Source organism: Streptomyces sp. NPDC090077, assembly GCF_044747545.1.
GTDB lineage: Bacteria > Actinomycetota > Actinomycetes > Streptomycetales > Streptomycetaceae > Streptomyces.
Map to the genome: position 1 here is coordinate 296,044 of NZ_JBIVEG010000006.1, position 25,871 is coordinate 321,914.

29 protein-coding genes are annotated in these 25,871 nt (G+C 72.6%); 18 read left to right on the forward strand and 11 right to left on the reverse strand.

The window, feature by feature from the left end:
- Positions 1–212: 212 nt before the first annotated feature.
- Positions 213–650 carry a hypothetical protein gene (locus ACIPW5_RS13805; RefSeq protein WP_007264729.1) on the forward strand — a complete coding sequence of 146 codons (438 nt, stop codon included), beginning with the start codon at positions 213–215 and terminating at the stop codon, positions 648–650.
- Between the two features lie 32 nt (positions 651–682).
- On the opposite strand, the gene ACIPW5_RS13810 is transcribed toward ACIPW5_RS13805, so the two are convergent.
- Positions 683–1,288, reverse strand: coding sequence for a DUF2867 domain-containing protein (locus ACIPW5_RS13810; RefSeq protein ID WP_401244293.1), 606 nt, complete (start codon positions 1,286–1,288; stop codon positions 683–685).
- Positions 1,289–1,383: 95 nt separating this feature from the next.
- Between ACIPW5_RS13810 and ACIPW5_RS13815 the strand changes: the two genes are divergently transcribed.
- Positions 1,384–1,953, forward strand: a complete 570-nt coding sequence (locus ACIPW5_RS13815) for a TetR/AcrR family transcriptional regulator (protein WP_401244294.1) — start codon at positions 1,384–1,386, stop codon at positions 1,951–1,953.
- Between the two features lie 168 nt (positions 1,954–2,121).
- Here the strand turns inward: ACIPW5_RS13815 and ACIPW5_RS13820 are convergent, their stop codons facing one another.
- Positions 2,122–3,021, reverse strand: coding sequence for an NADP-dependent oxidoreductase (locus tag ACIPW5_RS13820; RefSeq protein ID WP_401244394.1), 900 nt, complete (start codon positions 3,019–3,021; stop codon positions 2,122–2,124).
- A 166-nt stretch (positions 3,022–3,187) separates the two neighbouring features.
- On the opposite strand from ACIPW5_RS13820, the gene ACIPW5_RS13825 reads away from it, so the two are divergent.
- Complete coding sequence (locus tag ACIPW5_RS13825) at positions 3,188–3,604, forward strand: winged helix-turn-helix transcriptional regulator (protein ID WP_401244296.1); 417 nt, start codon at positions 3,188–3,190, stop codon at positions 3,602–3,604.
- Positions 3,605–3,668: 64 nt separating this feature from the next.
- Positions 3,669–4,406, forward strand: a complete 738-nt coding sequence (locus ACIPW5_RS13830) for a Mut7-C RNAse domain-containing protein (protein WP_401244297.1) — start codon at positions 3,669–3,671, stop codon at positions 4,404–4,406.
- Positions 4,407–4,442: 36 nt separating this feature from the next.
- Here ACIPW5_RS13830 and ACIPW5_RS13835 read toward each other — a convergent pair whose 3' ends face one another.
- Positions 4,443–4,922 carry a hypothetical protein gene (locus ACIPW5_RS13835; RefSeq protein ID WP_401244299.1) on the reverse strand — a complete coding sequence of 160 codons (480 nt, stop codon included), beginning with the start codon at positions 4,920–4,922 and terminating at the stop codon, positions 4,443–4,445.
- A gap of 124 nt (positions 4,923–5,046) precedes the next feature.
- Here ACIPW5_RS13835 and ACIPW5_RS13840 point away from each other — a divergent pair, with 124 nt between their 5' ends.
- Positions 5,047–5,379 (forward strand): YnfA family protein, encoded by a 333-nt coding sequence (locus tag ACIPW5_RS13840; RefSeq protein WP_401244300.1) that lies wholly within the window; start codon positions 5,047–5,049, stop codon positions 5,377–5,379.
- 147 nt (positions 5,380–5,526) lie between these two features.
- A complete protein-coding gene (locus ACIPW5_RS13845) occupies positions 5,527–6,294 on the forward strand; it encodes an SDR family NAD(P)-dependent oxidoreductase (RefSeq protein WP_401244301.1) in 768 nt (255 codons plus the stop codon).
- A gap of 3 nt (positions 6,295–6,297) precedes the next feature.
- Here the strand turns inward: ACIPW5_RS13845 and ACIPW5_RS13850 are convergent, their stop codons facing one another.
- Entirely contained in the window at positions 6,298–6,972 is a 675-nt protein-coding gene (locus ACIPW5_RS13850) for a polysaccharide deacetylase family protein (protein ID WP_401244303.1), read from the reverse strand.
- Between the two features lie 326 nt (positions 6,973–7,298).
- Between ACIPW5_RS13850 and ACIPW5_RS13855 the strand changes: the two genes are divergently transcribed.
- Positions 7,299–8,222 carry a hypothetical protein gene (locus ACIPW5_RS13855; RefSeq protein WP_401244304.1) on the forward strand — a complete coding sequence of 308 codons (924 nt, stop codon included), beginning with the start codon at positions 7,299–7,301 and terminating at the stop codon, positions 8,220–8,222.
- 98 nt (positions 8,223–8,320) lie between these two features.
- Here ACIPW5_RS13855 and ACIPW5_RS13860 read toward each other — a convergent pair whose 3' ends face one another.
- Positions 8,321–9,514, reverse strand: coding sequence for an RtcB family protein (locus ACIPW5_RS13860; protein WP_401244305.1), 1,194 nt, complete (start codon positions 9,512–9,514; stop codon positions 8,321–8,323).
- Between the two features lie 208 nt (positions 9,515–9,722).
- Between ACIPW5_RS13860 and ACIPW5_RS13865 the strand changes: the two genes are divergently transcribed.
- The 3 genes from ACIPW5_RS13865 (at position 9,723) to ACIPW5_RS13875 (ending at position 13,054) form a co-directional block, all read left to right on the forward strand.
- Positions 9,723–10,616, forward strand: coding sequence for a hypothetical protein (locus ACIPW5_RS13865; protein WP_401244307.1), 894 nt, complete (start codon positions 9,723–9,725; stop codon positions 10,614–10,616).
- A gap of 134 nt (positions 10,617–10,750) precedes the next feature.
- Positions 10,751–11,539, forward strand: coding sequence for a DUF3558 family protein (locus ACIPW5_RS13870; protein ID WP_401244309.1), 789 nt, complete (start codon positions 10,751–10,753; stop codon positions 11,537–11,539).
- A 99-nt stretch (positions 11,540–11,638) separates the two neighbouring features.
- Positions 11,639–13,054: a DUF2637 domain-containing protein gene (locus ACIPW5_RS13875; RefSeq protein WP_401244310.1), complete on the forward strand. Its 1,416-nt coding sequence runs from the start codon at positions 11,639–11,641 to the stop codon at positions 13,052–13,054.
- Positions 13,055–13,135: 81 nt separating this feature from the next.
- On the opposite strand, the gene lysS is transcribed toward ACIPW5_RS13875, so the two are convergent.
- Positions 13,136–14,878, reverse strand: a complete 1,743-nt coding sequence (gene lysS / locus ACIPW5_RS13880; RefSeq protein ID WP_401244312.1) for a lysine--tRNA ligase — start codon at positions 14,876–14,878, stop codon at positions 13,136–13,138.
- 191 nt (positions 14,879–15,069) lie between these two features.
- Between lysS and argS the strand changes: the two genes are divergently transcribed.
- The 4 genes from argS (at position 15,070) to ACIPW5_RS13900 (ending at position 18,563) form a co-directional block, all read left to right on the forward strand.
- Positions 15,070–16,833: an arginine--tRNA ligase gene (argS, locus tag ACIPW5_RS13885; RefSeq protein ID WP_401244313.1), complete on the forward strand. Its 1,764-nt coding sequence runs from the start codon at positions 15,070–15,072 to the stop codon at positions 16,831–16,833.
- A 121-nt stretch (positions 16,834–16,954) separates the two neighbouring features.
- Complete coding sequence (locus ACIPW5_RS13890) at positions 16,955–17,302, forward strand: DUF6247 family protein (protein WP_401244315.1); 348 nt, start codon at positions 16,955–16,957, stop codon at positions 17,300–17,302.
- Positions 17,299–17,589: a hypothetical protein gene (locus tag ACIPW5_RS13895; RefSeq protein WP_401244317.1), complete on the forward strand. Its 291-nt coding sequence runs from the start codon at positions 17,299–17,301 to the stop codon at positions 17,587–17,589. The genes ACIPW5_RS13890 and ACIPW5_RS13895 overlap by 4 nt, the downstream gene beginning before the upstream one ends.
- Before the next feature lie 176 nt (positions 17,590–17,765).
- Positions 17,766–18,563, forward strand: a complete 798-nt coding sequence (locus ACIPW5_RS13900; RefSeq protein WP_401244396.1) for a VOC family protein — start codon at positions 17,766–17,768, stop codon at positions 18,561–18,563.
- A 34-nt stretch (positions 18,564–18,597) separates the two neighbouring features.
- On the opposite strand, the gene ACIPW5_RS13905 is transcribed toward ACIPW5_RS13900, so the two are convergent.
- The 3 genes from ACIPW5_RS13905 to ACIPW5_RS13915 are packed head-to-tail and all read right to left on the reverse strand — an operon-like array spanning position 18,598 to position 21,786.
- Positions 18,598–21,021 carry an ATP-binding protein gene (locus ACIPW5_RS13905; protein WP_401244318.1) on the reverse strand — a complete coding sequence of 808 codons (2,424 nt, stop codon included), beginning with the start codon at positions 21,019–21,021 and terminating at the stop codon, positions 18,598–18,600.
- Positions 21,018–21,380, reverse strand: coding sequence for a hypothetical protein (locus ACIPW5_RS13910; RefSeq protein WP_401244320.1), 363 nt, complete (start codon positions 21,378–21,380; stop codon positions 21,018–21,020). Before ACIPW5_RS13910 ends, ACIPW5_RS13905 begins: the two co-directional genes overlap by 4 nt.
- Positions 21,381–21,417: 37 nt before the next feature.
- Positions 21,418–21,786 (reverse strand): ATP-binding protein, encoded by a 369-nt coding sequence (locus tag ACIPW5_RS13915; protein ID WP_401244322.1) that lies wholly within the window; start codon positions 21,784–21,786, stop codon positions 21,418–21,420.
- 140 nt (positions 21,787–21,926) lie between these two features.
- Between ACIPW5_RS13915 and ACIPW5_RS13920 the strand changes: the two genes are divergently transcribed.
- Both ACIPW5_RS13920 and ACIPW5_RS13925 read left to right on the forward strand, forming a co-directional pair.
- Positions 21,927–22,751 (forward strand): Scr1 family TA system antitoxin-like transcriptional regulator, encoded by an 825-nt coding sequence (locus ACIPW5_RS13920; RefSeq protein ID WP_401244324.1) that lies wholly within the window; start codon positions 21,927–21,929, stop codon positions 22,749–22,751.
- The gene (locus ACIPW5_RS13925) at positions 22,748–22,987 is read left to right on the forward strand and encodes a DUF397 domain-containing protein (protein WP_401244326.1); all 240 of its coding nucleotides are present in this window, start codon (positions 22,748–22,750) and stop codon (positions 22,985–22,987) included. The genes ACIPW5_RS13920 and ACIPW5_RS13925 overlap by 4 nt, the downstream gene beginning before the upstream one ends.
- Here the strand turns inward: ACIPW5_RS13925 and ACIPW5_RS13930 are convergent.
- Together ACIPW5_RS13930 and ACIPW5_RS13935 are read right to left on the reverse strand one after the other, a co-directional pair.
- A complete protein-coding gene (locus ACIPW5_RS13930) occupies positions 22,977–23,249 on the reverse strand; it encodes a DUF1876 domain-containing protein (RefSeq protein WP_401244327.1) in 273 nt (90 codons plus the stop codon). The two genes, ACIPW5_RS13925 and ACIPW5_RS13930, sit on opposite strands and share 11 nt — an antisense overlap.
- Before the next feature lie 48 nt (positions 23,250–23,297).
- Positions 23,298–24,083 carry a TetR/AcrR family transcriptional regulator gene (locus tag ACIPW5_RS13935; protein ID WP_401244329.1) on the reverse strand — a complete coding sequence of 262 codons (786 nt, stop codon included), beginning with the start codon at positions 24,081–24,083 and terminating at the stop codon, positions 23,298–23,300.
- Positions 24,084–24,177: 94 nt separating this feature from the next.
- Between ACIPW5_RS13935 and ACIPW5_RS13940 the strand changes: the two genes are divergently transcribed.
- Both ACIPW5_RS13940 and ACIPW5_RS13945 read left to right on the forward strand, forming a co-directional pair.
- Positions 24,178–25,098, forward strand: a complete 921-nt coding sequence (locus ACIPW5_RS13940) for an ATP-binding cassette domain-containing protein (protein ID WP_401244331.1) — start codon at positions 24,178–24,180, stop codon at positions 25,096–25,098.
- Positions 25,095–25,841: an ABC transporter permease gene (locus ACIPW5_RS13945; RefSeq protein ID WP_401244333.1), complete on the forward strand. Its 747-nt coding sequence runs from the start codon at positions 25,095–25,097 to the stop codon at positions 25,839–25,841. Before ACIPW5_RS13940 ends, ACIPW5_RS13945 begins: the two co-directional genes overlap by 4 nt.
- Positions 25,842–25,871: the final 30 nt, after the last annotated feature.

Genomic DNA, 25,871 nt, shown 5'->3' on the forward strand with positions numbered 1-25,871 from the left:
TGCAACGCGGTGGTGGACCGGGCGAGGGTACGGACGGCCTGGACCCGCAGCGCGCCCGTGAAGCCCGTGAAGCCCGCCGACGCGGCAAGCACCGGCGGCGCGCGGCCGAGGCCGCCGAGGCCGCTCCGGGGCAGGGCCCCGGACGGACGGCCGGCGCCGGGGACGATGCGGAGGACGCGGAGGACACCGGCGGCCTGCCCAAGGGCCGCGGCATGGGAGTGACGTACAAGTACTTCGGCGCACCCGACGGCGCGACGGCCGCGCGGGTGCCGCAGACCATGCGGCCGGAGGAGCTGGGCGGCGACGAGCTCGGCATGGGCGGCATGTTCACCAAGATCAAGCCGGAGACCATGGCCGCGATGGTCCTGACCGGCATCGAGGGCATACCCCTGCACAAGGTGCCCCCGCTGGAGCTCGTCGTCCTGCACCCCGACTACGCGGTGGTCAAGCTGCCCATGACGGTGGTGGACCCGCTGCGCGGGGTGGGCGAGGAGTCGGTGGGCGCGGCCGCCTTCATCTGGTCGACGGTCCCCGACCGGGGCGGCCCGCGCGACGCCTTCAACGTCTACCAGCTGCTGCACGAGTGGCAGGACTTCTCCCACCGCCTCCACGAGAACGGCCACCAGGCGTACTGCCTGGTCTGGCCGTAGGAGCCGTAGGAACCGTCAGGCAGCCGGGCCCGTCAGACCGCGGCCCGGCGCTCGGCGGCCCCCGCCCGCCACTCGCGGCCGATCGCCCTGATCAGCGCCGGGTACACCCCCAGGTACCGGAAGGGCTTGATCGCGGCCATGTACGCGGCGCCGAGCAGGCCGTTGGGCTTGACCAGCACGGCCATCTGCCCGCGGTAGCCGCCGCGGCCGTCCGGGACCCAGCCGATGTGCATCACCCCGTGCACGGTCCGGTTGCCCATCTCGGCGACCCATTCGTCGTGGGTCAGGTAGACGGAGGTGAAGGGGAGGCCCTCCGGGTCGGGCCCCCGCAGCCCCTCGGCCAGGTCGGCCGGCAGCCGCCCCCGCAGCGATTCCACCCGCTTGCCGACGCCGTCGCCGGGCCGGTCCCAGCCGAGCAGGGCCCCGAGCTTCCAGCGGACGGCGAAGAGGATCCGGTAGAGGGGGGAGGAGACGCCGGCCCCCTCGTCGCGGTGTTCGGCGAACTGGGCCACCAGCCAGGCGAGGTCGTCCGGTCCGCCCGGTGTCGGCAGCGCCCAGACGTCCTCCAGCCGGAAGTCGCCGGCGATCTCGTGGATGCGCCAGGGGCGGGAGGTGTGGGCGGTACTGGGGAGTTTCATGTGTGTACCCCTCATCTATACGATGCCGTACAGACAAGGCTAGGCCCGTCTATACGGATGCGTATAGATCATCGGCGCGTGACGGGAGACACACCATGGCCACCGCCCGCACGCCCCGCGGCAAGTGGATCGAAGAGGGCCTGCGCGCCCTCGCCTCCGGCGGCCCGGACGCCGTACGCGTCGAAGGGCTCGCACAGGCCCTCGGCGTCAGCAAGGGCGGCTTCTACGGGTACTTCCGCAACCGGGACGCCCTGCTGGAGGAGATGCTCGGCACCTGGGAGCACGAGGTCGCGGACGCGGTGATCGAGCGGATCGAGAGCGGCGGCGGCGACGCGCGGGCCCGGCTGGAGCGGCTGTTCACCTTCGTCGGCGAGTCCGCCGACGGCCCGGTGCGGGGCACCGCCGTCGACCTCGCGATCCGCGACTGGGCCCGCCGCGACCCGGCGGTCGCCGCGCGGCTGCGCCGCGTCGACAACCGCCGGATGGACTACCTGCGCGGGCTGTTCGGGGCCTTCTGCCCCGACCCGGACGACGTCGAGGTCCGCTGCCTGATGATGTTCTCGCTGCGGATCGGCGGCCAGTTCATCGCCGTCGACCACGGCGGCCGCAGCCCCGCCGCCATGGCGGCCCTCACCCGCCGCTGGCTCCTCCGCCCGCCTTCCTGACGCGGGGAGATCCAGCCCCGCCGGCGTTTGAGGCGCGGGCGCGGTAGCGCCGTACGGGGTCAGGGGCGAAGCCCCTGGGAACGGCGGAAGGTCGGGTAGGGGACCCCGCTCCGCGCAGCGGCCCGAAGCCCGCGAAGCGCCCCGGCGCTGAGCGGTGCGAGGGCCCCGTCAAGAGGAAACCAGCACGACGCGCCCCCGCGTACCCGGCACGGCAAGCGCCTCGTGCGCCTTCGCGGCCTCCGCCAGCGGGAGGACGTCCGCCACCCGGAGCGTCAGCGCCCCCGCGTCGACCAGGGACGACAGCCGCCCCAGCAGCTCCCCGTCCGCGGCGACCTCCTGCTCCACCACCCGGACCCCCCGCTCCGCGGCCGGCGCCGCGCCGGGGATGAGGCCGACGTACGCGCCGCCGTCGCGGACGAAGCCGAGCGCCTCCGCACCGATCACCGCCGCGTCCAGCACCCCGTCCACCGGACCGGCCGGCGCCGATCCCCGGGCCACGAACTCCGCCGCGCCCAGCCCGCGCACGAGCTCCTCGTCCCCCGCGCCCGCCAGCGCCGTCACCACCAGCCCCGCCCGCGCGGCCAGCTGCACCGCGAGCCCGCCGACCAGTCCGGCCGCGCCGGTGACCAGGACCGAGTCGCCCGGGGCGAGCCCCAGCAGGTCCACCGACCGGGCCGCCGTCAGGCCGCTCAGCGGCAGCGCCGCCGCGGCCGCGTCGTCCACCGATTCCGGGGCCGCCGCCACGGCCGAGGCGTCCAGCACCGCGTACTCGGCGTGCGTGCCGAGCGGCTTCACCGTGCCGTAGTGCAGCCCGACCACCCGGCGGCCCTCCGTCCAGCCGTCCACTCCGGCGCCGACCGCGTCGATCTCGCCCGCCACGTCCCAGCCGAGCCCGAGCCGCTGCCCGGCCCCGCCGAAGACGCCCGCACGGACGGCCCCGTCGACCGGGTTCACCCCGGCGGCCCGGACCCGGATCCGGACCTGCCCGGCCCCCGGCTCCGGCACCGCCACCTCGGCCAGCTCCACCCGCTCCGGCCCGCCGAAGGCATGGACGACCGCCGCCCGCATGGTCCGGACCCCGGTCTGCTGCTTCTGCTCGCTCATCACGCTCTCCCCGTCGGTGTCGTCCGGGGCCCGTTCGGCCGTTCCGGATGACCACTAACTTATGGAGAGGTACTCTCCTTTCGTAAGTACGTACCTCGGAGTGCGTACCCGACCCGGAAGTGGGCACCCCATGGCCACCCGCACCGCCGCCGCCCTCCGCGAGGAGGCCCGCGCCGCCTACGACGCCTTCCTCAAGGAATGCCCCACCGGCCAGCTCCTGGCCCGCATCAGCGACAAGTGGGTCGGCCTCGTCCTCAATGCCCTCGGCGAAGCCGAACAGGGCTCCCTGCGCTACAGCGAACTCGGCCGCAAGATCCCCGGCGTCAGCCAGAAGATGCTGACCCAGACCCTCCGCTCCCTCGAACGCGACGGCCTCGTCAGCCGCACCGTCACCCCGACCGTCCCCGTCCGCGTCGACTACCACCTCACCGAACTCGGCGGCAGCCTCGGCTGCCTCCTCGGCTCCGTCAAGCAATGGGCCGAGAACCACTTCGACGAGGTCAGCGCCCACCGCGAGGCCTACGACGGGGCCACGGCCACCGCCTGACCACCGCCTGACCACCGCCGAAATTCGGCCGCGCCGCCCCACCCCCCAATGGCATGCTGGGACCGTGAACGGTCCCGGCATCCACCTCACCCTCGCCCCCGAACTGCGCCTCTTCGCCCCGCCCAGCCGGCGCGTCGACCGCGTACCGACGGCCACCGACGGCGCCTCCAGCCTCGGACACGTCGTCGAATCCGCCGGCGTCCCCCTCACCGAGGTGGGCCGGCTGCTCGTCGACGGGCAGGAGGTCACCGTCGCGCACGTCCCCCGGGCCGGCGAATCGGTCGAGGTGTTCGGCGTCGACCGGCCCCAACGGGTCGACGGCGCCCCGCTGCGCTTCCTCCTCGACGTCCACCTCGGCACCCTCGCCCGCCGGCTGCGCCTGCTCGGCGTCGACGCGGCCTACGAGAACGAGGACATCGGCGACCCCGCCCTCGCCACCCGCTCCGCCGCCGAGCAGCGCGTCCTGCTCTCCCGCGACCGCGGCCTGCTGCGCCGCCGCGAGATCTTCGCCGGCGCGTACGTCTACAGCGACAACCCCGACGACCAACTGCGCGACGTCCTCGGCCGGTTCGCCCCCGAGCTCGCCCCCTGGACCCGCTGCACCGCCTGCAACGGCCCGCTCCGCGAAGCGGACAAGGACAGCGTGGGCGACCGGCTGGAGCACGGCACGCAGCGCTCGTACGACGTCTTCGCCGAGTGCACCGACTGCGAGCGCGTCTACTGGCGCGGCGCCCACCACTCCCGCCTGGAGCGGATCGTCGTCGACGCCCTGGCCGAGTTCGGGGACGGCGCGACCGTCTGACGGGACCCTGAACCGGACCCGGACCCGGACCCGGGATCAGAAGGCGTACGGGTCGCCCGTGTCCAGGGCCAGCACCACGTGCTCGTTGTTGGTCCGGTTGCGGTCGGCCGTACCGCCGTCCCACAGGGTGTCGATCCGCACCGCGACCTCCGCCGGCCGCTCCCGCAGCCCGAGCAGCAGCGCGATGTGGCGTCCCTGCCCGTGCCGCGGCAGCGGACCCGTCTCGCACACCACCTCCCGCCGGCCCACCCGGGCGCAGCCCTCGGACAGCTCGTGCCGGTCGGCGAGGTCCGCGGACAGCCGCACCCGCACGGTCGCGTTCGGCACCTCGGCCGGACCCTCGTTCTGCGGCACCATCCAGACCCGCAGCTCACCCTGCGCCAGCCGGACCCGTCCGTGGTAGGCCACGTCGGCCTCCTCGTCCGACCCCGGCCGGGCATCCGCCGGCCCGGCCCCGCACAGCACCAGCAAGCCCGCCACCACCACACTGCGTACGGCACCACGGCGCACCGTCACCACCTCCTCGCGCGGACCGTAGCCACCCCGCCCGCACGCCGATCGGACCATCACACGAAGGAGGGCGAGCCCTCCGCCATTCGCCCGGCGGCCCCGCCGCGCGCCCGTGCGTAGGCTTCGAGCCATGCTGATCGCCCGCTCCGTCGCCCTCTTCTCCCTCGCCGCCCTCCTGGAGATCGGGGGCGCCTGGCTGGTCTGGCAGGGCGTGCGGGAACACAAGGGCTGGGCCTGGATCGGCGCCGGGGTCATCGCCCTCGGCCTGTACGGATTCGTCGCCACCCTCCAGCCGGAGGGCGACTTCGCCCGCGTCCTCGCCGCCTACGGCGGGGTCTTCGTCGCCGGGTCCCTGCTCTGGGGCGCGGTCGCCGACGGCTACCGGCCCGACCGCTGGGACGTCGTCGGCGCGCTCGTCTGCCTCGCCGGGATGGCCGTGATCATGTACGCGCCGCGCCGCTGACCCGGCCTATGCTGGCGGAGATTCGCCCGTACGAACGACCGAACGACCGCACCGGCGGGCGACCCCGCAACCCCCCGCGACCCCTGCGGCCCACCTGACCCACGCGGTCACCCCGCGATCCGCGCGACCCCACGAGGAGCCCCGCCCATGAGCACGCGCCCGGCCACCCGAACCGCCGTAGTCACCGGCGCGAGCAGCGGAATCGGCGCGGCCACCGCCCGGCAGCTCGCCGCCGCCGGCTACCACGTCGTCCTCACCGCCCGCCGCAAGGACCGCATCGAGGCGCTCGCCGCCGAGATCACCGGGGCCGGGCACGAGGCCACCGCCCACGCCCTCGACGTCACCGACCGCGCCGCCGTCGACGCCTTCGCGGCCTCCCTCTCCCGCTGCGACGTCCTCGTCAACAACGCCGGCGGAGCCATCGGCGCCGAGTCCGTCGCCACCGGCGACCCGGCCGACTGGCGCACGATGTACGAGGTCAACGTCATCGGCACCCTCAACGTCACCCAGGCACTGCTGCCCGCCCTGGACGCCTCCGGCGACGGCACGGTCGTCGTGCTCTCCTCCACCGCCGGCCACGCCACCTACGAGGGCGGCGCGGGTTACGTCGCCGCGAAGAACGGCGCCCGCGTGCTCGCCGAGACCCTCCGCCTGGAGATCGTCGGCCGGCCCGTCCGCGTCATCGAGATCGCGCCCGGCATGGTCAAGACCGAGGAGTTCGCGAAGACCCGCTTCCGCGGCGACGCCACCAAGGCCGAGAAGGTCTACGAGGGCGTCGCCGAGCCCCTCTCCGCCGACGACGTGGCCGACACGGTCACCTGGGCGGTGACGCGCCCCAGCCACGTCAACATCGACCTGCTGGTGGTCCGCCCCCGCGCCCAGGCCTCGAACACGAAGGTCCACCGCGAGCTCTGACCCCTACGGGACCAGCCCGGCGCCCTTCAGGTGCGGCATCAGGGCCGCCGGCTTCAGCCCGGCGGCCTTCGCCGCGTCCAGGGCCCGCCGGAGGTCCGCCGCCAGGGTCGGCGTGAAGTGCAGCAGCACGATGTCCCCGGCCTTCAGCTGCGGGGTGGGCGGGGTCTGGCCCCAGGTGGTGAAGTCGTGCGTCCAGGTGACCAGCGCCTTCACCCCGCAGGCCTTCGCGGCGAGCCGCACGTCGTCGTTGACCGCCCCGTACGGCGGGCGCAGCAGCTTCGGCGTCCGCCCGAAGGTCCCGGCGATCTGCTCCCCGGCCCCGCACACCTCGGCGTCCTTGCCGGCGGCGTCGAGGGTGGTCAGGTCCGGGTGGTTGACGGTGTGGTTCTCGACGGTGGCCCGCCCCTGGTCGACCAGGTCGGTGAAGTACGCGGTGTCGTACGAGGTCGCCCCGGGCAGCAGGAACATCGACACCGGGACCCGCTTCTCGGACAGGATCCGGGCGGCCTCGGGATCGTGGTTCCAGCCGTCGTCGATGGTGATGAAGACGACCTTCTCCTGGGTCGGCACGTGCGACACGACGGGCGGCAGCCCCACCCCCGCCTGAGCGGACCCGGCGGCCCCGAGGGCGAGCGACAACGACGCGAGCGCGGCGACAAGCACACGAGTTCTCCACATGCCGCACACCTTGGTCTAGACCAGCTCCGCCGTCAATCCCCCTCCCAGAAGCGGAAGTTACCCCTTCACCTCCGTCCCGGCAGGACCGCCCACCGACCCGCGCGGCGGCGAGTACCGGTCGCGCAAGCCCTTCGAACGCGGCGCGGCGGTCCCCCTCCCGGAATCCATCGGCATCCACCTCGGCCGATCGGCGCCATTTGTCACACCTATCTGATGATCGGGCCTCGCGCCTCAGCCCGGGCGGGCTCCGGCGGGCGAACCATGCGGGACAGAGGCCGCCAACGCCTCAAGGTTCAGACCCCCGGTTCCCACGAGGAGCACCACACATGAGTCCTGAGACAAGGACACCGTCCCGCATGGGCCCGCTGCCCCGGCAGAGCAAGTGGCTCGCCGGCGGCGCGGTGGCCACGATGACCATCGCGATGCTCGGCCTCGCCACCCCCGCACAGGCCGACACCGGTGCGCCGGCGACGGCCACGGTCGCCGCGGCGCAGGCCGACCCCAAGTGCAGGGACAAGAACAAGGACGACAAGGTCGACAAGGTCGACAGGGACGACGAGTACGACGAACCCGACGTCAAGGGCGCGGCGGCCAACCCCCGCAAGGACACGTGCGAGGGCAAGGTCGGCCCGCCCGGACCCCCCGGACCCCCCGGAGCCCCCGGCGCCCCGGGAGCCCCCGGCCTGAACGGCCGCGACGGCCGAGACGGCCAGCCCGGCACCCCGGGCGCCCCCGGCGCCGACGGCGCCCCGGGTGCACCTGGTACACCCGGCACACCCGGTGCCCCCGGCACCCCGGGAACTCCCGGCACCCCCGGTACGCCCGGCCAGCAGGGCCCGCCCGGACCGGCCGGAGCCAGCGGGTGCGGCAACGACATCGACTCGATCCTGTCCAACAGCACCGAGGAATTCAGCGTCTTCCTGATCAACGGCGTCGCGTACGCGGGCCACCGGGACGACAACACCCAGGGCGACTACCGCCGCGAGAACATCACCACGACGGCCCAGAACCCGGGCTACCCGGCCGCGACCACCGTCTGCGCAGCCACCATCTCCTCCCTCGGCGCAGCCACGAACATCAAGGTCCTGACCAACACCGGGGACACCTACGAGCTCCTGTGCAGCTCCACCGGCACCGCGCTCAACTGCGGCACTCCCGTGACGGACGTCAGGCGCTGGAACCTGGTGACGATCACCAACATCCCCAGCGGTCCGCTCCCCCTCAAGAACGCCGAGAAGAAGATGCCGTGAAGGGCACCGACGGCGCCTGACCGCGCCAGGCCCCACTGAGAACCCGAACAACACACGTGTGCCGTGCCCGGATCCCTCCGGGCACGGCACGGTGTGATTCAGCCCTTCACACAGACGACGGCCTTCAGCTTCGCCACGACCTTCACCAGGTCCGTCTGCTGGTCGATGACCTGCTCGATCGACTTGTACGCGCCCGGGATCTCGTCCACGACGCCCGAGTCCTTGCGGCACTCCACGCCCTGGGTCTGGTCCGCCAGGTCGCGCGCGGTGAACCGCTTCTTCGCCGCCGTCCGGCTCATCTTCCGGCCCGCGCCGTGCGACGCGGAGTTGAAGGCCTTCTCGTTCCCGAGGCCCTTCACGATGTACGAGCCCGTGCCCATCGAGCCCGGGATGATCCCGTACTCGCCGCTGCCGGCGCGGATCGCGCCCTTGCGGGTGACCAGCAGGTCCATGCCGTCGTACCGCTCCTCCGCCACGTAGTTGTGGTGGCAGCTGATCTCCTGCTCGAAGGAGACCTTCGCCTTGCGGAACTCCTTGCGGACGACCTCCTTGAGCAGGCTCATCATCGCCGCGCGGTTGAACTTCGCGTACTCCTGCGCCCAGAAGAGGTCGCTGCGGTACGCGTCCATCTCCGGGGTCGCCGCGAGGAACACCGCGAGGTCCCGGTCCACCAGGTTCTGGTTGTGGGAAAGGCCCCGCGCCACACCGATGTGGTGCGCGGCGAGCTCGTTGCCGATGCCGCGGGAACCGGAGTGCAGCATGAGCCACACCGCCCCGGACGAATCGATGGAAACCTCAACGAAGTGATTTCCTTGGCCAAGGCTTCCGATTTGCCGCAACGCTCTGTCCCGCCGGAACTTCACCTCGTCCGCGAGGTAGTCGAACCGCCCCCACAGGTCCGCGTAGCCCGCCTCCGAGAAGCCGTACAGCCGCGACGGGTCCACCGGGTCCCGGTGCATCCCCGCGCCCACCGGAATCGCCTGCTCGATGCGCGAGCGCAGCTTCGACAGGTCGCCCGGGAGGTCGTTCGCCGTCAGGGAGGTCTTGACCGCGGACATGCCGCAGCCGATGTCCACGCCGACCGCCGCCGGACAGACCGCGTCCTTCATCGCGATGACCGAGCCGACCGTGGCGCCCTTGCCGTAGTGCACGTCCGGCATCACGGCCAGGCCCTTGATCCAGGGCAGGGAGGCCGTGTTCTGGAGCTGGCGCATCGCGCTGTCCTCGACCGACGCCGGATCCGTCCACATCCGGATCGGGACCTTCGCCCCCGGTACCTCTACGTACGACATATGACAACAATCCCCTGAAATCCACAGAAAAGTATGAATACGCGAAAAGCCGCGCTCATCACCCCAAAGCAGACAGGGAACCGGCGCCGGCACGTGCGTGTGCGATAGACATTGTGTCCATCCGTGCCCGAGTCGCGGCAACGGATTTTCCCGAGGGAGCCAAGGGGAGTCAGTGGACGTGGACCCAATGCCGGTACACCGGACGCCGGTGCGTCGTCGCCGAGTCCTGCCGGGCATCGCGATGCTCACCGCGCTCGTGGCCGGAGCGGCCGGGCTCACCGGATGCACCGACGGCAGCGGCATCGGGACCAGCGACCAGAAGGGCGGCGGGAGCACGGCCGCGCCCGCACAGCCCGGTAAGTACCGCAGCCTGCCACAGCCCTGCAAGGCCGCCGACCCCAAGCGGCTCAAGGCCATGCTCCCGGCCGCCGACTCCCTCACCACCGAGCAGCGCGACCGGCTCTACGCCGGGACCGCGGACCCCTCGTACGACGGGGACCGGCACGTCGGCTGCCGCTGGAACGCGCAGGCGCCCGAGGGGAACCTGCTGCTGTCCGTCACCTTCGAGCGCGTGGTCTCGTACGACCGCGGCGCGACGAGCGACGACGACAAGGCCCGCCAGGTCTACGTGCGCCGGCTGACCGACGCCAAACTGCCCTTCCCCGCGCCGTCGGGGAGCCCGGCCCCCGGCGCCGGTAACGGTACGAATACGAGTACGCCGCCCGGCGCACCCCCCGCGGCCTCCCCCGGCGGCAGCGCCGCGCCCTCCCCGGCGCCCTCCGCTCCCGGTTCCGCTTCGCAGTCCGCGCAGCCGTCCGGGCAGCCCTCCGCACCCGTCTCCCCGACCGCTCCGCCCGAGCTCGGCTCGCGCGTCCTGGAGGGGCTCGGCAGCGAGGCGTTCCTGGACGACAAGCTCGGCGCGGCCGGCGCCGCCGGCGCCCAGACGCGGACGGTGCGGATCGTGTTCCGCACCTCGAACGTCCTGGTCACCGTCGAGTACAGCGTCCAGCCGTCCGGACCGGGCGCGGTCCCCCCGAGTGCGGAAACGCAGGAGAAGGCGCGCCAGTTGGCGCAGGCCCTGGCCGAGCGCTTCAGCGAGTGACGGCGCCGCCCGGAGGGGGCGCGCACGCCCCGCGTGACGGCGCGCACAGCATCCGGCCACCCGATCGGGCTACCGTTGCTCGGGTCCCGCGCCCGCAACGCGCCCCGAAGAAGACCCCAACGTCTGAAGGAACCATGCACCGATCAGCCTCGCGCCTCACCCGCGTCCTCGCCTGCGCAGCCGTCCCGGTGATCCTCACCGTCGCCGGATGCTCCTCCGACTCGGACAAGTCCTCGGGTTCCAAGGACTCCGGCAAGAAGTCCGAAGCCTCCGCGCCCGCCAAGTCGGGCTCGAAGTCCGCGGCCCCGCTGGAGAAGGTGGCGTTCGCGAAGCTGCCGGACCCGTGCAAGGCGGTGACCGGCAAGAGCATCGAGTCGCTCGTCCCGGAGGCGAAGGACAAGAACGGCACGGCGGCCAAGTCGAACGACCTGTCCAACCGTGCCAGCTGCTCCTGGAACGGCCTCAAGACGGACGGCGTGAAGGGCTCGCAGTACCGCTGGCTCTCCGTCTCCCTGGTCCGCTACGACTCGCACGCCTCCCTCGGCAGCGGCAACAAGCGCGCGGAGGACCAGTACGCCAAGCAGATCGAGCTGGCGAAGACCGCCGAGGGCGCGCACGACGTGAAGACCGAGCAGGCCGGGGGCGTCGGCGACGCCGCCACCTCCGTGTCCTTCGGTGTGAAGAAGGACGTCGACTTCGTGAACAACTCGGTCGTCGCCCGGGCCCAGAACGTGGTCATCACCGTCGACTACAACGGTGCCGCCTACGAGGGCGCCGGCGCCCCCGACCAGGCCAAGCTGCTCCAGGACGCGATCACCGCGGCCAAGGAGGCGGTCGCCGCGGTCGGCGCCGCCAACACCGGTGAGGGCGCGGCTCCGTCGGGTTCCGCTTCGGCTTCCGCTTCGCCGTCGTCGGACTCGTAGCAGCGACTCCTCCGACAAGAGGGGGCCTAGGGCGCGGGTGACGCGGAGTCACCCGTACGCTGTGCCTGCCGTAGCTCGACTAAGGGGAGGGGACCGCGGGTGGCCGCGATGCAGCTGACTCGTACGCACCGGATACTCATCGGTGTCGTGGTCGCCGGAGCCGTGGTCATCGCGGCGATCGGTTTCGCGGGTTCGTACGCCGCGGTGCGCGCGCTGGCTTTGAAGAAAGGCTTCGGCAGCTTCTCGCTGGTGTTCCCGATCGGCATCGACGCGGGCATCTGCGTGCTGCTGGCGCTGGACCTGCTGCTGACGTGGATCCGCATCCCGTTCCCCCTGCTGCGCCAGACGGCGTGGCTGCTGACGGCGGCGACGATCGCGTTCAACGGCGCGGCGGCCTGGCCGGACCCGCTGGGCGTGGGCATGCACGCGGTGATCCCGGTGCTGTTCGTGGTCACGGTCGAGGCCGCCCGGCACGCGGTGGGCCGGATCGCGGACATCACCGCGGACCGGCACATGGAGGGGGTGCGGATCACCCGCTGGCTCCTCTCCCCCGTGCCGACCTTCAAGCTGTGGCGCCGGATGAAGCTGTGGGAGCTGCGCTCCTACGAGCAGGCCGTCGGCATGGAGCAGGACCGGCTGATCTACCAGGCGCGGCTCCAGGCCCGGTACGGGCGGGCGTGGCGGCGCAAGGCGCCGGTGGAGGCGCTGATGCCGCTGCGGCTGGCCCGGATCGGCGTGCCGCTGTCGCAGACGGCCCCCGAGGGGCTGGCGGCGGCGGGCATCGACCCGGTGCTGCTGCCTCCGGCGGTCGTGACGGCTCCGGCCGTCGCCGCGGGGGCGGTGCTGCCGGCTCCGGAGGCCCACGCCCATGCCGCCGCTGCCCTGCCGGCGGGGCCCGGGGCCGCGGGAGGCGCTCCCGCGGCGGTGCCGTCCCAGGCGGTGCCCGTTCCCGCCCCGGCGCAGGCCTCCGCCCCGGCGCCCGCCGACGGGTCCGGCGGCAGCTCCGCGCCGGAGGTTCCCGAGCAGCGGGAGGGCCGGGACCGGGCCGCGCAGCCCCGCCAGTCCCACGCCCCCGCGCCCTTCGCGGTGGACCCGACGGCCATGCCGGCCGCGCACGACAGCGCCTGGTTCGCCGGGCCGCGGGCGCCGCAGGCGGCGTACGAGGGCGACTACGACCCCCGCGTCGAGGGCCCGGAGCCGACCCCGGCGATGGCCCCGGCGGGCCCGGAGGACCGTGGGCCGGAGCAGCCCGAGCAGCCCGAACAGCTGGAGCTGGGGCAGCCGGTGCAGGAGGACGGGGACGCCGAGGAGGAGAAGTTCGCGGAGGCCGCGTACGAGGTGTTCCGGGCGTACATCGACAAGTACTCCCAGTTCCCGGAGCCGGACGAGCTGGACAAGCACCTGTCCGCCCGTCTCGGGGAGACGGACCCGCGCAGCGAGGCCGAGCTCAAGCGGCTGATGCCGGGGCTGAAGCAGCGCTACCAGCGTGATCTGGAGAGCGAGCACATCGCGTAGCCGGTACGGCGCGCACGCATGCGGAAGGGCCCGCACCCCCGAGGGGTGCGGGCCCTTCCGCGTCCCGGTGTCGGTGCGGGATCAGGCGGCGAGCAGCTTGCGCACGCGCTCGGCGCCGACGGCCAGGAGCAGCGTGGGCAGGCGCGGGCCGGTCTCCCGGGTCACGAGGAGGCGGTAGAGCAGGGCGAAGAACTCGCGCTGGGCGACCTTCAGCTCCGGCGTCGGCTTGGCGTCGGGCTCCAGCCCGGCCATCACCTTGGGCACGCCGTAGACGAGGGTGGTGAGCCCGTCCAGCGACCAGTGCGAGTCGAGGCCTTCCAGCAGGAGCCGCAGGGACTCGCGGCCGGCCTCGTCGAGGGAGGACAGCAGCTCGGTGTCGGCGTCCTCGCGGACCAGGGTGCGCTGGTCGGCCGGGACCTGGGTGGTGATCCAGTTCTCGGCGCGGTCCAGGCGCGGGCGGACCGCGTCGAGGGAGGTCAGCGGCTGCGACGGGTCCAGGTCGGAGAGGATGCGCAGGGTCTGCTCGTCGTGCCCGGCGGTGATGTCGACGACCGACGCGAGGGTGCGGTACGGCATCGGGCGCGGGGTGCGGGGCAGCTCGTGGGAGGCGACGCGCACGGCGCGGGCGTGTGCGGCGGCGTCGGCCGGGAGCACGGAGCCGTCGGCGACCTTGGCCTCCAGCTTGTCCCACTCGTCGTAGAGGCGCTGGATCTCCTGGTCGAAGGCGATCTTGAAGGACTGGTTGGGGCGGCGGCGCGCGTACAGCCAGCGCAGCAGTTGCGGCTCCATGATCTTCAGCGCGTCGGCCGGGGTGGGGACGCCGCCCTTGCTGGAGGACATCTTGGCCATGCCGGAGATGCCGACGAAGGCGTACATGGGGCCGATGGGCTGCTCGCCGCCGAAGAGGCCGACGATCTGGCCGCCGACCTGGAAGGAGGAGCCCGGGGAGGAGTGGTCGACGCCGGAGGGCTCGAAGGTGACGCCCTCGTAGGCCCAGCGCATGGGCCAGTCGACCTTCCAGACCAGCTTGCCGCGGTTGAACTCGGACAGCTTGACGGTCTCGGTGAACTCGTCCTCCGTGCAGACGTAGGTCAGCTCGGTGGTCGTGTCGTCGTAGGCGGTGACCTTGGTGAAGTCCTTGTTGCACGCGCCGCAGTACGGCTTGTACGGGAAGTACTCGGCGCCCTCGGCGCTGCCGTCGTCCTCGCCGGCGGCGCCGGAGCCCTCGGCGGCCTCGATCTCGGCCTCGTCGAGGGGCTTCTGCTGGGGCTTCTTGCCGCCCGGCTTCTGCTTGGTGCGGTACTGGTCGAGGACGGCGTCGATGTCGCCGCGGTGCTTCATCGCGAACAGGATCTGCTCGCGGTAGGCGCCGTTGGTGTACTGCTCGGTCTGGCTGATGGGGTCGTACTCGACGCCCAGCTCGGCGAGGGAGTCGACCATGGCGGCCTTGAAGTGCTCGGCCCAGTTCGGGTACGAGGAGCCCTCGGGGGCGGGCACGGCGGTCAGCGGGCGGCCGATGTGCTGGGCGTGGGATTCCTCGGAGACGCCGGGGATGCCCTTGGGGACCTTGCGGTAGCGGTCGTAGTCGTCCCAGGAGATGAGGTGGCGGACCTCGTGGCCCCGGCGGCGGATCTCGTCCGCGACCAGGTGCGGGGTCATGACCTCGCGCAGGTTGCCCAGGTGGATCGGGCCGGAAGGGGAGAGTCCGGACGCGACGACGATCGTTTTGCCCGGGGCCCGGCGCTCCGCCTCGGCGATGACCTCGTCCGCGAAACGGGAGACCCAGTCGGTCTCTGTGCTGCTGCCCTGCGCGCTCTGAGCCACGACACGTCCTTCTATCTCGAATGCTGGCTATGGCCATTCTCCCAGACGGAAGGGGCCGGTCCGGGGTTGCTTCCACCCCTCGATACGCGCCGCCATATACCGGGAAGCGGGCACCCTCCGCGTGGGATACTCGGCACTTGTCGGAACAACCAAGCGCACGCGCACGTGCAACCTCACAGGAACGGCAGCTCATGGCCTCGGTCCCTTCCCTCGCTTCTTCCGTCGAACAGCGCGTCTCGGACGCCCTCGTCTCCGCCCTGCCGGAGGCCGGTGCCGCCGACCCGCTGCTGCGACGTAGCGACCGGGCCGACTTCCAGGCCAACGGCATCCTGGCGCTCGCGAAGAAGGCGAAGGCCAACCCGCGCGAGCTGGCCGCGACCGTGCTGGAAGGCCTGGACAAGGGCGGCGTGATCAAGGACGTCGAGGTCTCCGGCCCCGGCTTCCTCAACATCACCGTCTCCGACGAGGCGATCATCAGGACGCTGGCCGCCCGCGCGGCCGACGACCGGCTCGGCGTGGCGCTGAACGCGTCCGCCGGCACCACGGTGATCGACTACGCGCAGCCGAACGTGGCCAAGGAGATGCACGTCGGCCACCTGCGGTCCGCGGTGATCGGCGCGGCGATGGTGGAGATCCTGGAGTTCACCGGCGAGAAGGTGATCCGCCGCCACCACATCGGCGACTGGGGCACCCAGTTCGGCATGCTCATCCAGTACCTGCTGGAGCACCCGCACGAGCTGGACCACAAGGGCGGCGACGAGGAGGCCTCCGGCGAGGAGGCCATGTCCAACCTCAACCGCCTCTACAAGGCCTCGCGCGCCCTCTTCGACTCCGACGAGGAGTTCAAGACGCGGGCCCGGGCCCGGGTGGTGGACCTCCAGGCGGGCGACCCGCAGACCCTGGAGCTGTGGCAGCGCTTCGTCGACGAGTCGAAGATCTACTTCTACTCCGTCTTCAACAAGCTGGACATGGACATCCAGGACCCCGACGTCGTCGGCGAGTCCGGCTACAACGACATGCTGGTCGAGACGTGCAAGCTGCTGGAGGAGTCGGGCGTCGCCGTCCGCTCGAACGGCGCGCTGTGCGTGTTCTTCGACGAGTACAAGGGCCCGGACGGCAACCCGACCCCGCTGATCGTCCAGAAGTCCGACGGCGGCTTCGGCTACGCCGCGACCGACCTCTCGGCGATCCGCAACCGCGTCTCCGACCTCGCGGCCACCAGCCTGATCTACGTGGTGGACGCGCGGCAGTCGCTGCACTTCAAGATGGTCTTCGAGACGGCCCGCCGGGCCGGCTGGCTGAACGACGACGTCAAGGCCGTGCAGCTGGCCTTCGGCACGGTCCTCGGCAAGGACGGCAAGCCGTTCAAGACCCGTGAGGGCGAGACGGTCCGGCTGGTGGACCTGCTGGACGAGGCGGTGGACCGGGCCGCCGCGGTCGTCCGCGAGAAGGCCCAGGACCTGACGGAGGAGGAGATCGCCGAGCGCGGCGCCCAGGTGGGCATCGGCGCGGTGAAGTACGCGGACCTCTCCACCTCCGCCGCGCGCGACTACAAGTTCGACCTGGACCAGATGGTGTCGCTGACCGGTGACACGTCGGTGTACCTCCAGTACGCGTACGCGCGCATCCAGTCGATCCTGCGCAAGGCGGGCGAGGCCCGGCCGGCCGCGCACCCCGAGCTGGAGCTGACCGCCTCGGAGCGGGCCCTGGGCCTGCACCTGGACGGCTTCGGCGCGCTGATCGCGGAGGCGGCGGAGGAGTACGCCCCGCACAAGCTGGCCGCGTACCTGTACCAGCTGGCGTCGCTGTACACGACGTTCTACGCCGAGTGCCCGGTCCTGAAGGCCGACACCCCGGAGCAGGTCGAGAACCGCCTGTTCCTGTGCGACCTGACCGCCCGCACCCTGACCAAGGGCATGGCGCTCCTCGGGATCCGGACCCCCGAGAAGCTCTGACGCCCTGATGCACCGCCCGACGGCCCCCGGCGCACCCGCACCGGGGGCCGTCGCGTTTCCCGGCCCGGCCGGGACCCCGAGGACTAGGGTGGAAGGCGTCCGATCCGAGGAGGAACCGGAAATGACGACCGCGACGCCCTCGCCCGGCGGGTCCGTGCCGCCGATGCCGGAGTACACGCCGAAGGCCCTGCGCGCCGCCATAGCCGCTCACGCCCCGGCACTGCTCCCGGACTTCGACGCCGCCTGGCGGCGGCAGATCGCCGATGCGTACGACATCGGGCCCGTCCCCGCGTTCATGGCCCGCTGGTGGGGCGAGTACGCCCTTGCGCGCGACCCGGGACTCGACCGGCACGTGGCCGGGCTGGAAGCGCGGGCCGCAGCCGCCACCGACGCCGAAACGGCCCGCAAGCTCCTCGACGAGGCCTCCCGCATCCGGCACGGACTGCGCGGGCTGGAGCCCGGCGAGTGAGCGAGGAGTTCACCGGCCCACCCTGGGCCGTGGACTACACCCAGGACGCCGACAAGTACCGGCTCAGCCTCTCGGACGAGGTCCGCGAGGCGCTCCGGGAGACCGTCTTCGAACTGCTCACCGCCCGCCACCCGTACCGCGGGGACGGCGTGGAGCCCGCCCGCTCCACCGTCCCCCGGGGCCCGCACATCGCGTACTTCGACAGCAACCGCGGTTGGGTCCGGTTCACCTTCCTGCCCCGGGTGGCCGAGCCCCAGATCGTGGTGGAAGAGCTGTTCTGGCAGTAGGCCGGCATGACGCGCGTCCCGGGGAACGTTCCCCCGGGGCTGGGCCTCTTCGGTGTGTCAGGGCGCTGCACGGGGCGGCGGGGAGTCACCCGTACGGACCGATTTCGGGTGCTGGGGCCGGGTAGGGGATGGCCCGTCCAGCCCCAGCACCACCGACGGAGGCATCCGTGCCCGACATGAACGGCCCCTACAAGCCCGGCACCCCGTGCTGGATCGACCTGATGGTTCCCGACCAGCAGGCGGCGCTCGACTTCTACTGCGACCTCTTCGGGTGGCAGGGCGAGGTCGGCCCGCCGGAGACGGGCGGCTACGCCGTCTGCACCCTCAAGGGGAAGCCGGTCGCCGGGATCATGAAGGCGATGAACCCGGACGGGACGGTGCCGGACCCGCTGCCGCCGACGGTGTGGACGACGTACCTGTCCACGGACGGCATCGACTCGACGGTCAAGTCCGTCACCGACGCGGGCGGCACGGTCATGATGGGCCCGATGGACGTCATGGACCTCGGCCGGATGGCCGTGATCGCCGACCCGACGGGCGCCGTCGTCGGCCTGTGGCAGCCGGGCACGTTCGACGGTGCGGGCATCGTCAACGAGCACGGCGCGCTGATCTGGAACGAGCTGACGACGCCCGACCTGGCGGGGGCGTCGGCGTTCTACTCGTCGATCCTGCCGGTGACGACGGCGCGGTCCGAGATGGAGGGCGCCGAGGACTACGTCGAGTTCCAGGTCGCCGGGCGCGCGGTGGGCGGGATGATGGACATGAGCAAGATGCCGCCGGGCGTGCCGCCGCACTGGCAGGCGTACTTCCACGTGGACAGCGTGGACGAGGTCCAGGCCGCCGCCGTGCGCGCCGGCGCGACGGTCCTGGCCCCGGCGTTCGACATGGTCGCGGGCCGCATGGCGGTCCTGGCCGACCCGCAGGGCGGGGCGTTCTCCGTCATCACGGCGTCGATGCAGGAGGACCCGTCCTAGGGTTCGCCCCCAGCCTGTGGACGCGCGCCGCCCTTCACGCGAGGGGCGGCGACGCGTCCTGCGGGGGCGGCGGGGGCGACTGACGGGCCCGCCTGCGCCGCCACCGGCGGCGGGGAGGGTCCGGCTGCCCCCGCAGCCCGTCGGCGGCCGCCCGCGCCACCGACTCCTGTTCGGCGTCGCCGAGCCCCGCGTGCAGCTCCGCCGCCCGCTCGAAGGCACCGGCGGCCTCCGCCGGGCGGTCCAGGGCGTGCAGCGTCAGCGCCAGCGCACCGGCGAAGGCCGCCTCGCTGCTCCGGTCCCCCACCTCCGCGAGGAGCACGCAGGCCCGCTCCAGCAGCTCCCGCGCCCGGTCCAGCCGCTCCGCACGGCCGTGGAGCAGGCCCAGGTTGCCCAGGATCATCCCCTGCCTGTGCAGGTCGCCCTCTTCCGTGACGACGGCAAGGGCCTCCTCGTACCGCCGCTCGGCGTCCTGGTCCCTCCCGAGGTCCACCAGCGACTGCGCGAGCGCGGACAGCATCCGTGCCGACTGCTTGCGGTTGCCGAACTCCGCATGGGTGTCGACCGCCCGCTCCCGTACGGCCGTGGACTCCTCCCGCCGTCCGGCCCGCCAGAGCACGTCGGCGAGGGAGTTCAGTGCGGACACCTCGCGGTGCGGGTCGTCCAGGGCTTCCATCAGGGAGACCGACTGCCGCATGGTCGCGATGGCGTCGTCCGGGCGTCCCGTCTGTTCGTAGATCCGGGCGAGGCCCGACAGTACGGTGCCCTCCGCATGACGGATCCCCTCTTCCCGGAGGATCGCCAGGGCCTCCCGCTTCAGCCGTTCCGCCTCCGCCCACCGCCCCGCCGCCGCGCACACGCTGCCCAGCTGGTTCAGGGCCTTGCCCTCCAGCATCCGCAGGGACTTCTCCCGGAACACCGCCAGGGCCCGCGTGAGAACCCTCTCGGCCTCCTCCGGCTCGTCCACCGACAGGAGCGCGAGGCCGAGGTCGTACAGCCGCCCGCCGACCTCCTCGGCGCTCCCGCTGCCCTCCGCGGCCATGAGGAGCCTGCGCGCCACCGTCAGCGCGTCCTGTCCGTAGTGGTAGATCTGCAGGTACGACAGCAAGCGCGAACCCAGTTCGACGGCCGCCTCCGGCCGCCCGGTCTCGACGGCGAAGCCCACGGAGGCGACCAGCAGGGCGCGTTCGGCGCCGATCCAGTGCCGGGCCTCCTCCGGCGACGGCAGATCCGGCCCTGCCGCCGGCCGCGTGTCCAGAGCGAGCACCTGCCGCGCCAGTTCGGCCTGGAGGACCAGGTATCCCAGCAGGGTGTCGACCGCCGCCTCCCGGCCGTCCTGCTCCGCGCACTCCTCGCCGCGTTCCCGCGCGTACAGCCGGACCAGGTCGTGCATCCGCCAGCGGCCCGAGCCGACCGGTTCCTCGGCCAGCAGGGAGGCCCGTACGAGCGCCGCCAGCTTCGGCCGCAGGCCGGCGAATCGCTCGCCGGCCAGCAGCGCGGCGTAGGTCATGGAGCAGTCCGGGCCCGGGTTCACCGCCAGCAGGCGGAAGACGCGGGCCTGGTCGGGCGGGAGCCAGCCGTACGAGAGGTCGAAGGCGGCCCGGACGCCGTCGTCCAGATCGGAGTCCAGCGTGGACAGCCGGGTCCGTGCATCGGCCAGTTGGGCCGCCAGCTCCGTTACGGGGAGCCCCGGATCGCCCGCCAGCAGTGCCCCGGCGACCGTGAGGGCCAGTGGCAGCCGTCCGCACTGCTCCGCGACCTCCGCGAGGGCTTCCGGTTCCGCCGCCGGGCGGGGGTCCTTCGGCCAGGTGCGCAGGACCGCCCCGGTGAGGAGTGCGGCGGCCGGTTCGGGCGCCAGCGCGTCCAGGGTCACGACCTGCGCGGCGAAGTCCCGGTGCACGAGCCGGTGCCGGGAGGTGACGAGGAGCCGGTGTCCGGGGTGCGCCGGTACGAGGTCCCGGACCTGGGCGACTTCGCCCGCGTCGTCGGCGACGATCAGCACCCGCTCCCCCGCCCGCGCGTGCTCCGCCAGCAGCCCCCGGTAGAGCGCCGCCCGGCCGTCCTGGGACTCCGGCGTGTCCGCGTCCCGGATCCCGAGCTGCCGCAGCATCTCCCGCACCGCCTCGGGCCCGCTCACGCCACCGCCGGGGGCGTAGCCGCGCAGGCGTAGGTGGAACACCCGGTCCCCGAACCAGCCCCGTTCCGCCGCCCGGTGCGCCGTCGCCACGGCGAGCGCGCTCTTGCCGACCCCGGCCAGGCCCGAGACAACGGCGACCGTGGGCCCGCCGTCGGCGAGGAGGGCCAGCAGTTCCTCCATCGGCCCGTCCCGCCCGACGAGGGCAGGAGGCGCCTCGGGCAGTCCGAGCCCGGCCCGGGGCGCGGGGCCGGCCCCGGCCGCGTAGGTGATCCGCTGCTCGATGCGGGCGTTGCCACTCGCCCTGGCGTGCTGCTCGGCCGTCACGAGGGCTGCTCCTCGGCCTCACCGCCGTGGCGCTGGTCGATGCGGGAGTCTCCGTCCGCGCGGGCGTCCTGATTGACCCCGCCGGAGCCGGCACCGCTGCCGTGCTGGGTGATCTGCGAGGTGCCGGAGGCCCGGGCGCGCTGGTTGAAGGAGCCGGCGCCCGAGCCGCCGGCCCACCAGCCGCCGACGAGGGCGATCACGGCGGCCATGGCCCCGCCGAAGCCGCCGGCGGCGGAGACGCGGTCGGAGTCCTTCTCGGGGAACAGGCCGAAGGGGTCCCACTGCCCGAACTTGAAGGCGATCAGGAACCCGAGCCCGGTGGCCACGACCACCACGACCCATCGCCACGGACGCGACATTGCTCCCCCTACGGCCATACCTTCCGATCAGCCGAAACTAGCAGTCCCCGGACCGGAATTCGGCCCATACGACCTTGCCGGGCGAGCGCGGGAGGACGCCCCACAGGTCGGAGACGGCCCCGACGATCCGCAGCCCGTTCCCGTGCGGCCGCCCGAGGATCCGCGACCGCCCGGGCCCGCTGTCGTGCACCTCGACGCGCAGGCAGCAGCCGAAGTTCAGGAGGCGGAGGCGGTACGTGCGGCCGCGCGGGACGCCGTGGCGGAGGGCGTTGGTGGCCAGCTCGCTGACGCAGAGCACGATGTCCGCCGGGCGGTCGGTGACGTACCAGGCGGCAAGCGTCTCGCGGGCGAACGCCCGTGCCGCTGCCACTGTGTGGAAGGCCCGGGGGAACGACCGCTCGCGCATCAGGCCGGGTTGAGTATTTAGATTCACGGGACGACGATCGCGCGCTGTGACTAGCGTGTAACACTGCGCCGACCCGTACTCTCCAATGAGTACGGGTCGGCACGGGGTAGTCCACGTGCACAGGTGGGGAGTCCATCGCCATGCCGCCAAAGAAGCGCCCGCGCGCGAACGCGACGACCATGAAGATGGTCGGCCGACAGGTCGCCACCGCCAGGGCCGCCAAAGGCCTGACCCAGAGGGAACTCGCCGCCCGGATCCAGGTGGACGAAGAGACCATCGCCTCCATCGAGCAGGGTCGCCGCGCCCTCATGCCGCACGTCGCCGAGCTGCTGGACCAGCACTTGGGCCTGCCGGGCACCCTCGCAGTCGCCGCGAACGAAATGCCGGCCTTCGATACAACGCCCCCTTGGGCCGAGGAGTACATGGACCGCGAGTTCACTGCGGTCACCCTGTCCTGGTACGACAACCAGGTCGTGCCGGGCCTGCTCCAGACAGAGGCGTACGCCCGGGCAGTCTTCAAGTGCCGTGTGCCCGCATATCAGGAGGAGGAGATCGAGGCACTCACCGCCGACCGCATGGCGCGCCAGGAGATACTGCGCCGCAAGACCCCGCCGACGCTCAGCTTCGTCGTTTGGGAGCCGGTCGTCCTCCATGGGATCGGCGGCCAGGAGGCGTACGAGGAACAGCTTCGGCACTTGATCGCCTGCGCGGAACTCGCAGACGTCTCCCTCCAGGTGATGCCCCTCGAACAGGGCAAACACGCAGCCCTCGACGGCCCCTTCACGCTTCTGGAGACGCACGACCACCAGCACTTCGGCTACTCCGAAGGCCAGCGAGGCAGTCGGCTCATCTCAGACCCGAGCGAGGTCAGCATCCTGGCCCGCCGGTATGCAATGCTGCGAACACAGGCCCTCAATACCGAGCAGACGCGAGGCCTGTTGGAGCGCCTGCTAGGAGAGCTATGAGCACCACACTCAGGTGGTTCAAGTCCAGCTACAGCGGCAGCGATGGCGGCCAGTGCCTCGAAGTGGCCATTGCCTGGCGAAAGTCCTCCTACAGCGGAGCGAACGGCGGCGACTGCGTAGAGGTCGCCACCACCCCCGCCACCGTCCACGTCCGGGACTCCAAGGTCGAGGACGGTCCCGTCCTCGACCTCGGGCCCGCCAGCTGGGCGGCGCTCACCGGCTGGGTCAGCGCGTGATCGGGTACGACGTGCGTCCCGACGCCGCGTCGATCTCGTCGTGCGCCTTGGTGAGCAGCTGCTCCTTCAGATCGTTGAGCGCGCGCGCCGCCGCGAGCTCCTCGCCCACCCTGGGCTGGTTGCCGTCACTGGGGTGACGGCTGGCGTAGCCGTGAGAGCGCAGCTCGCTCCCGTCCGGCAGCCGGACGAGGGCGGCGGCGCGGGTGCGTTCGCTGTCCTCGTCGAACTTCATGTCGACGTGCCATCCGACGGCATCCTTCATGGCGATCACCTCCGTGGCCGCTGGCTTCCAGCGTGCACCCGTACGCGCCTACGCGCTCGGCGGGGCCTCCCGAGCCTCGCGTTCGGCGATCAGGCGGGCCAGGCCGTCGAGGATGCGGTCGAGGCCGAAGCGGAACTGGAAGTCGGGTTCGCCCGCGCCGGTGAAGGCGTCCGAGGACAGGAGCCGCGTGAGGGCCGGGTGGGTGTCGGGGGCGGTGAGCAGGCGCAGGGAGTTCACGTAGCGGCCCATGACCTGGTCCGGGGGGAGGCCGCCCTTGATGATCGCGTCCATCATGTCGGCGGCCATGGTGGCCTCGTTCCGGACGAGCCCGCCGATCAGGATGATCGCCGAGAGCTTCTCGCCCTCGGCCAGGACCGTGCCGGCCATGGAGGCGAGGCCGCGTTCCATCCAGGCCAGCTGGTTCGGTGAGGCCGGCGGGGCCGCGAGCGGGATGCGCAGGATCCACGGCTTCGTCATCAGCAGGGTGCGCTGGGCGTAGGCCCAGTCCGTCAGCAGGGTCCGCCAGTCCCACCCCTCCGCCTCGGGCGGCAGTGGCGGCGGGGTGCCGACGCCCGCCTCGGACATCAGGATGTACAGCTCTTCCTTCGCCGTGACGTAGCGGTAGAGGGACATCGTCGAGACGCCGAGCTCCTTGGCCACGCGGCCCATGGAGACGGCGTCCATGCCCTCTCCGGCGGCCAGTGCGACGGCCGCGTCGACGATCTTCGGGAGGGTGAGGGTCGGGCGGGGCCCCTTGGAGGGGCGTTCACGCAGGCCCCAGGCCATCTGCAGGCTCAGCGGAAGGCCGGTTTCATCCGGTTCGCCCTTCGGCACGGCCACCCCTCCCTTCGCGTCTCTTTGACCCACATCCTAGTTCTGTGTATTACTTACACAGAAGCGCGTAACCCATACGCAGAAGGGATGAGCCGTGAACGATCACGCCCTGTACGCCCGAGCCCTGACCAAGTCCTACGACGGCACCCGCGTCCTCGACGGCCTCGACCTGGCCGTCCCCCGCGGCTCCGTCCTGGCCCTCCTCGGGCCCAACGGGGCGGGCAAGACCACCACCGTCCGCATCCTCGCCACCCTCACCGCGCCCGACTCCGGGACCGCGCGCGTCGCCGGGCACGACATCGCCGGCGAGCGGGCCCGCGTACGCGAACGGATCGCGCTGACCGGGCAGTTCGCCGCCCTGGACGACCTCCAGACCGGCATCGAGACCCTCCGCATGACCGGCCGGCTCGCCGGGCTCTCCGCCCGCGACGCCGGCACCCGGGCCGGCGAACTCCTGGAGCGCTTCGGCCTGACGGAGGTCGCGGGCGCGCTCACCAAGACCTACTCCGGCGGGATGCGGCGCCGCCTGGACCTCGCCGCCAGCCTCGTCGGCGGCCCCGAGGTGCTCTTCCTCGACGAGCCCACCACCGGGCTCGACCCCCGCAGCCGCCTCGAACTCTGGGACGTCGTACGGGAGATGCGCGCCGACGGAACCACCGTCCTGCTCACCACCCAGTACCTGGAGGAGGCCGACCGGCTCGCCGACCGGGTCACCGTCCTCGACTCCGGCCGGATCACCGCCGAGGGCACCCCCGCCGAGCTGAAGGGCCGCGTCGCCGGGCACCGCCTCGACCTCACCCTGACCAGCCGCACGGCCTACGAGGCGCTCGCCGCCCGCGCCGTGCACCACGCCCCCGACGAACTGACGCTGGGCCTGGCCACCGACGGCTCCGCCGCCCAGGTGCGGGCCATGCTCGACGAACTCGACCCCGACCGCACCGCCGTCGCCCGCTTCGCCGTGCGCACCGCCACCCTCGACGACGTCTTCCTCGCCCTGACGGGAGCAGCCCGATGACCGCCACCGCCCTCACCATGACCGGGCGCAGCCTGCGCATCAGCCGGCGCAGCCCGGACGCCCTGATCGCCGCCCTGATGCTGCCGGTCATGCTGATGCTGATCTTCGTCTACTTCTTCGGCGGGGCCATCGACACCGGCACCGAGTACGTGACCTACGTGGTCCCCGGGGCGATGCTGCTGTGCGCGGGCTTCGGCGCGGCGAGCACGGCCGTGAGCGTGGCCGACGACATGAGCAAGGGCATCGTCGACCGCCTGCGCTCCCTCGACGTCGGGGGCGTGGCCATCCTGGCCGGGCACGTCGCGGCCTCGGTCGTACGGAACCTGCTCTCCACCACCCTGGTGCTGCTGGTCGCCCTCGCCATCGGCTTCCGGCCCTCGGGCGGACCGCTCGCGCTGCCGGCCGCCGCCGGACTGCTCGTCGCGTACATCACCGCGATCTCCTGGCTCGCGGCGGCTCTGGGGCTGCTGGCCAAGACCCCCGAGGCGGCGGGCGGGTTCACCTTCCTGATGATGTTCCTGCCCTACCCCTCCAGCGCCTTCGTCCCCATCGACACCATGCCGTCCTGGCTGCACGGCTTCGCCGGGCACCAGCCGCTGACCCCGGTCATCGAATCCCTGCGGGCCCTGCTGCTGGACCAGCCCGCCGGCGACACCCCGTGGACGGCACTGGCCTGGTGCGCGGGCATCACCGCCGTGGCCCTCACCCTCGCGGCGGCCCTGTTCCGCCACCGCACCCGCTGAACGCGGGAAGGGCCCGCGCCGGATCTCCGG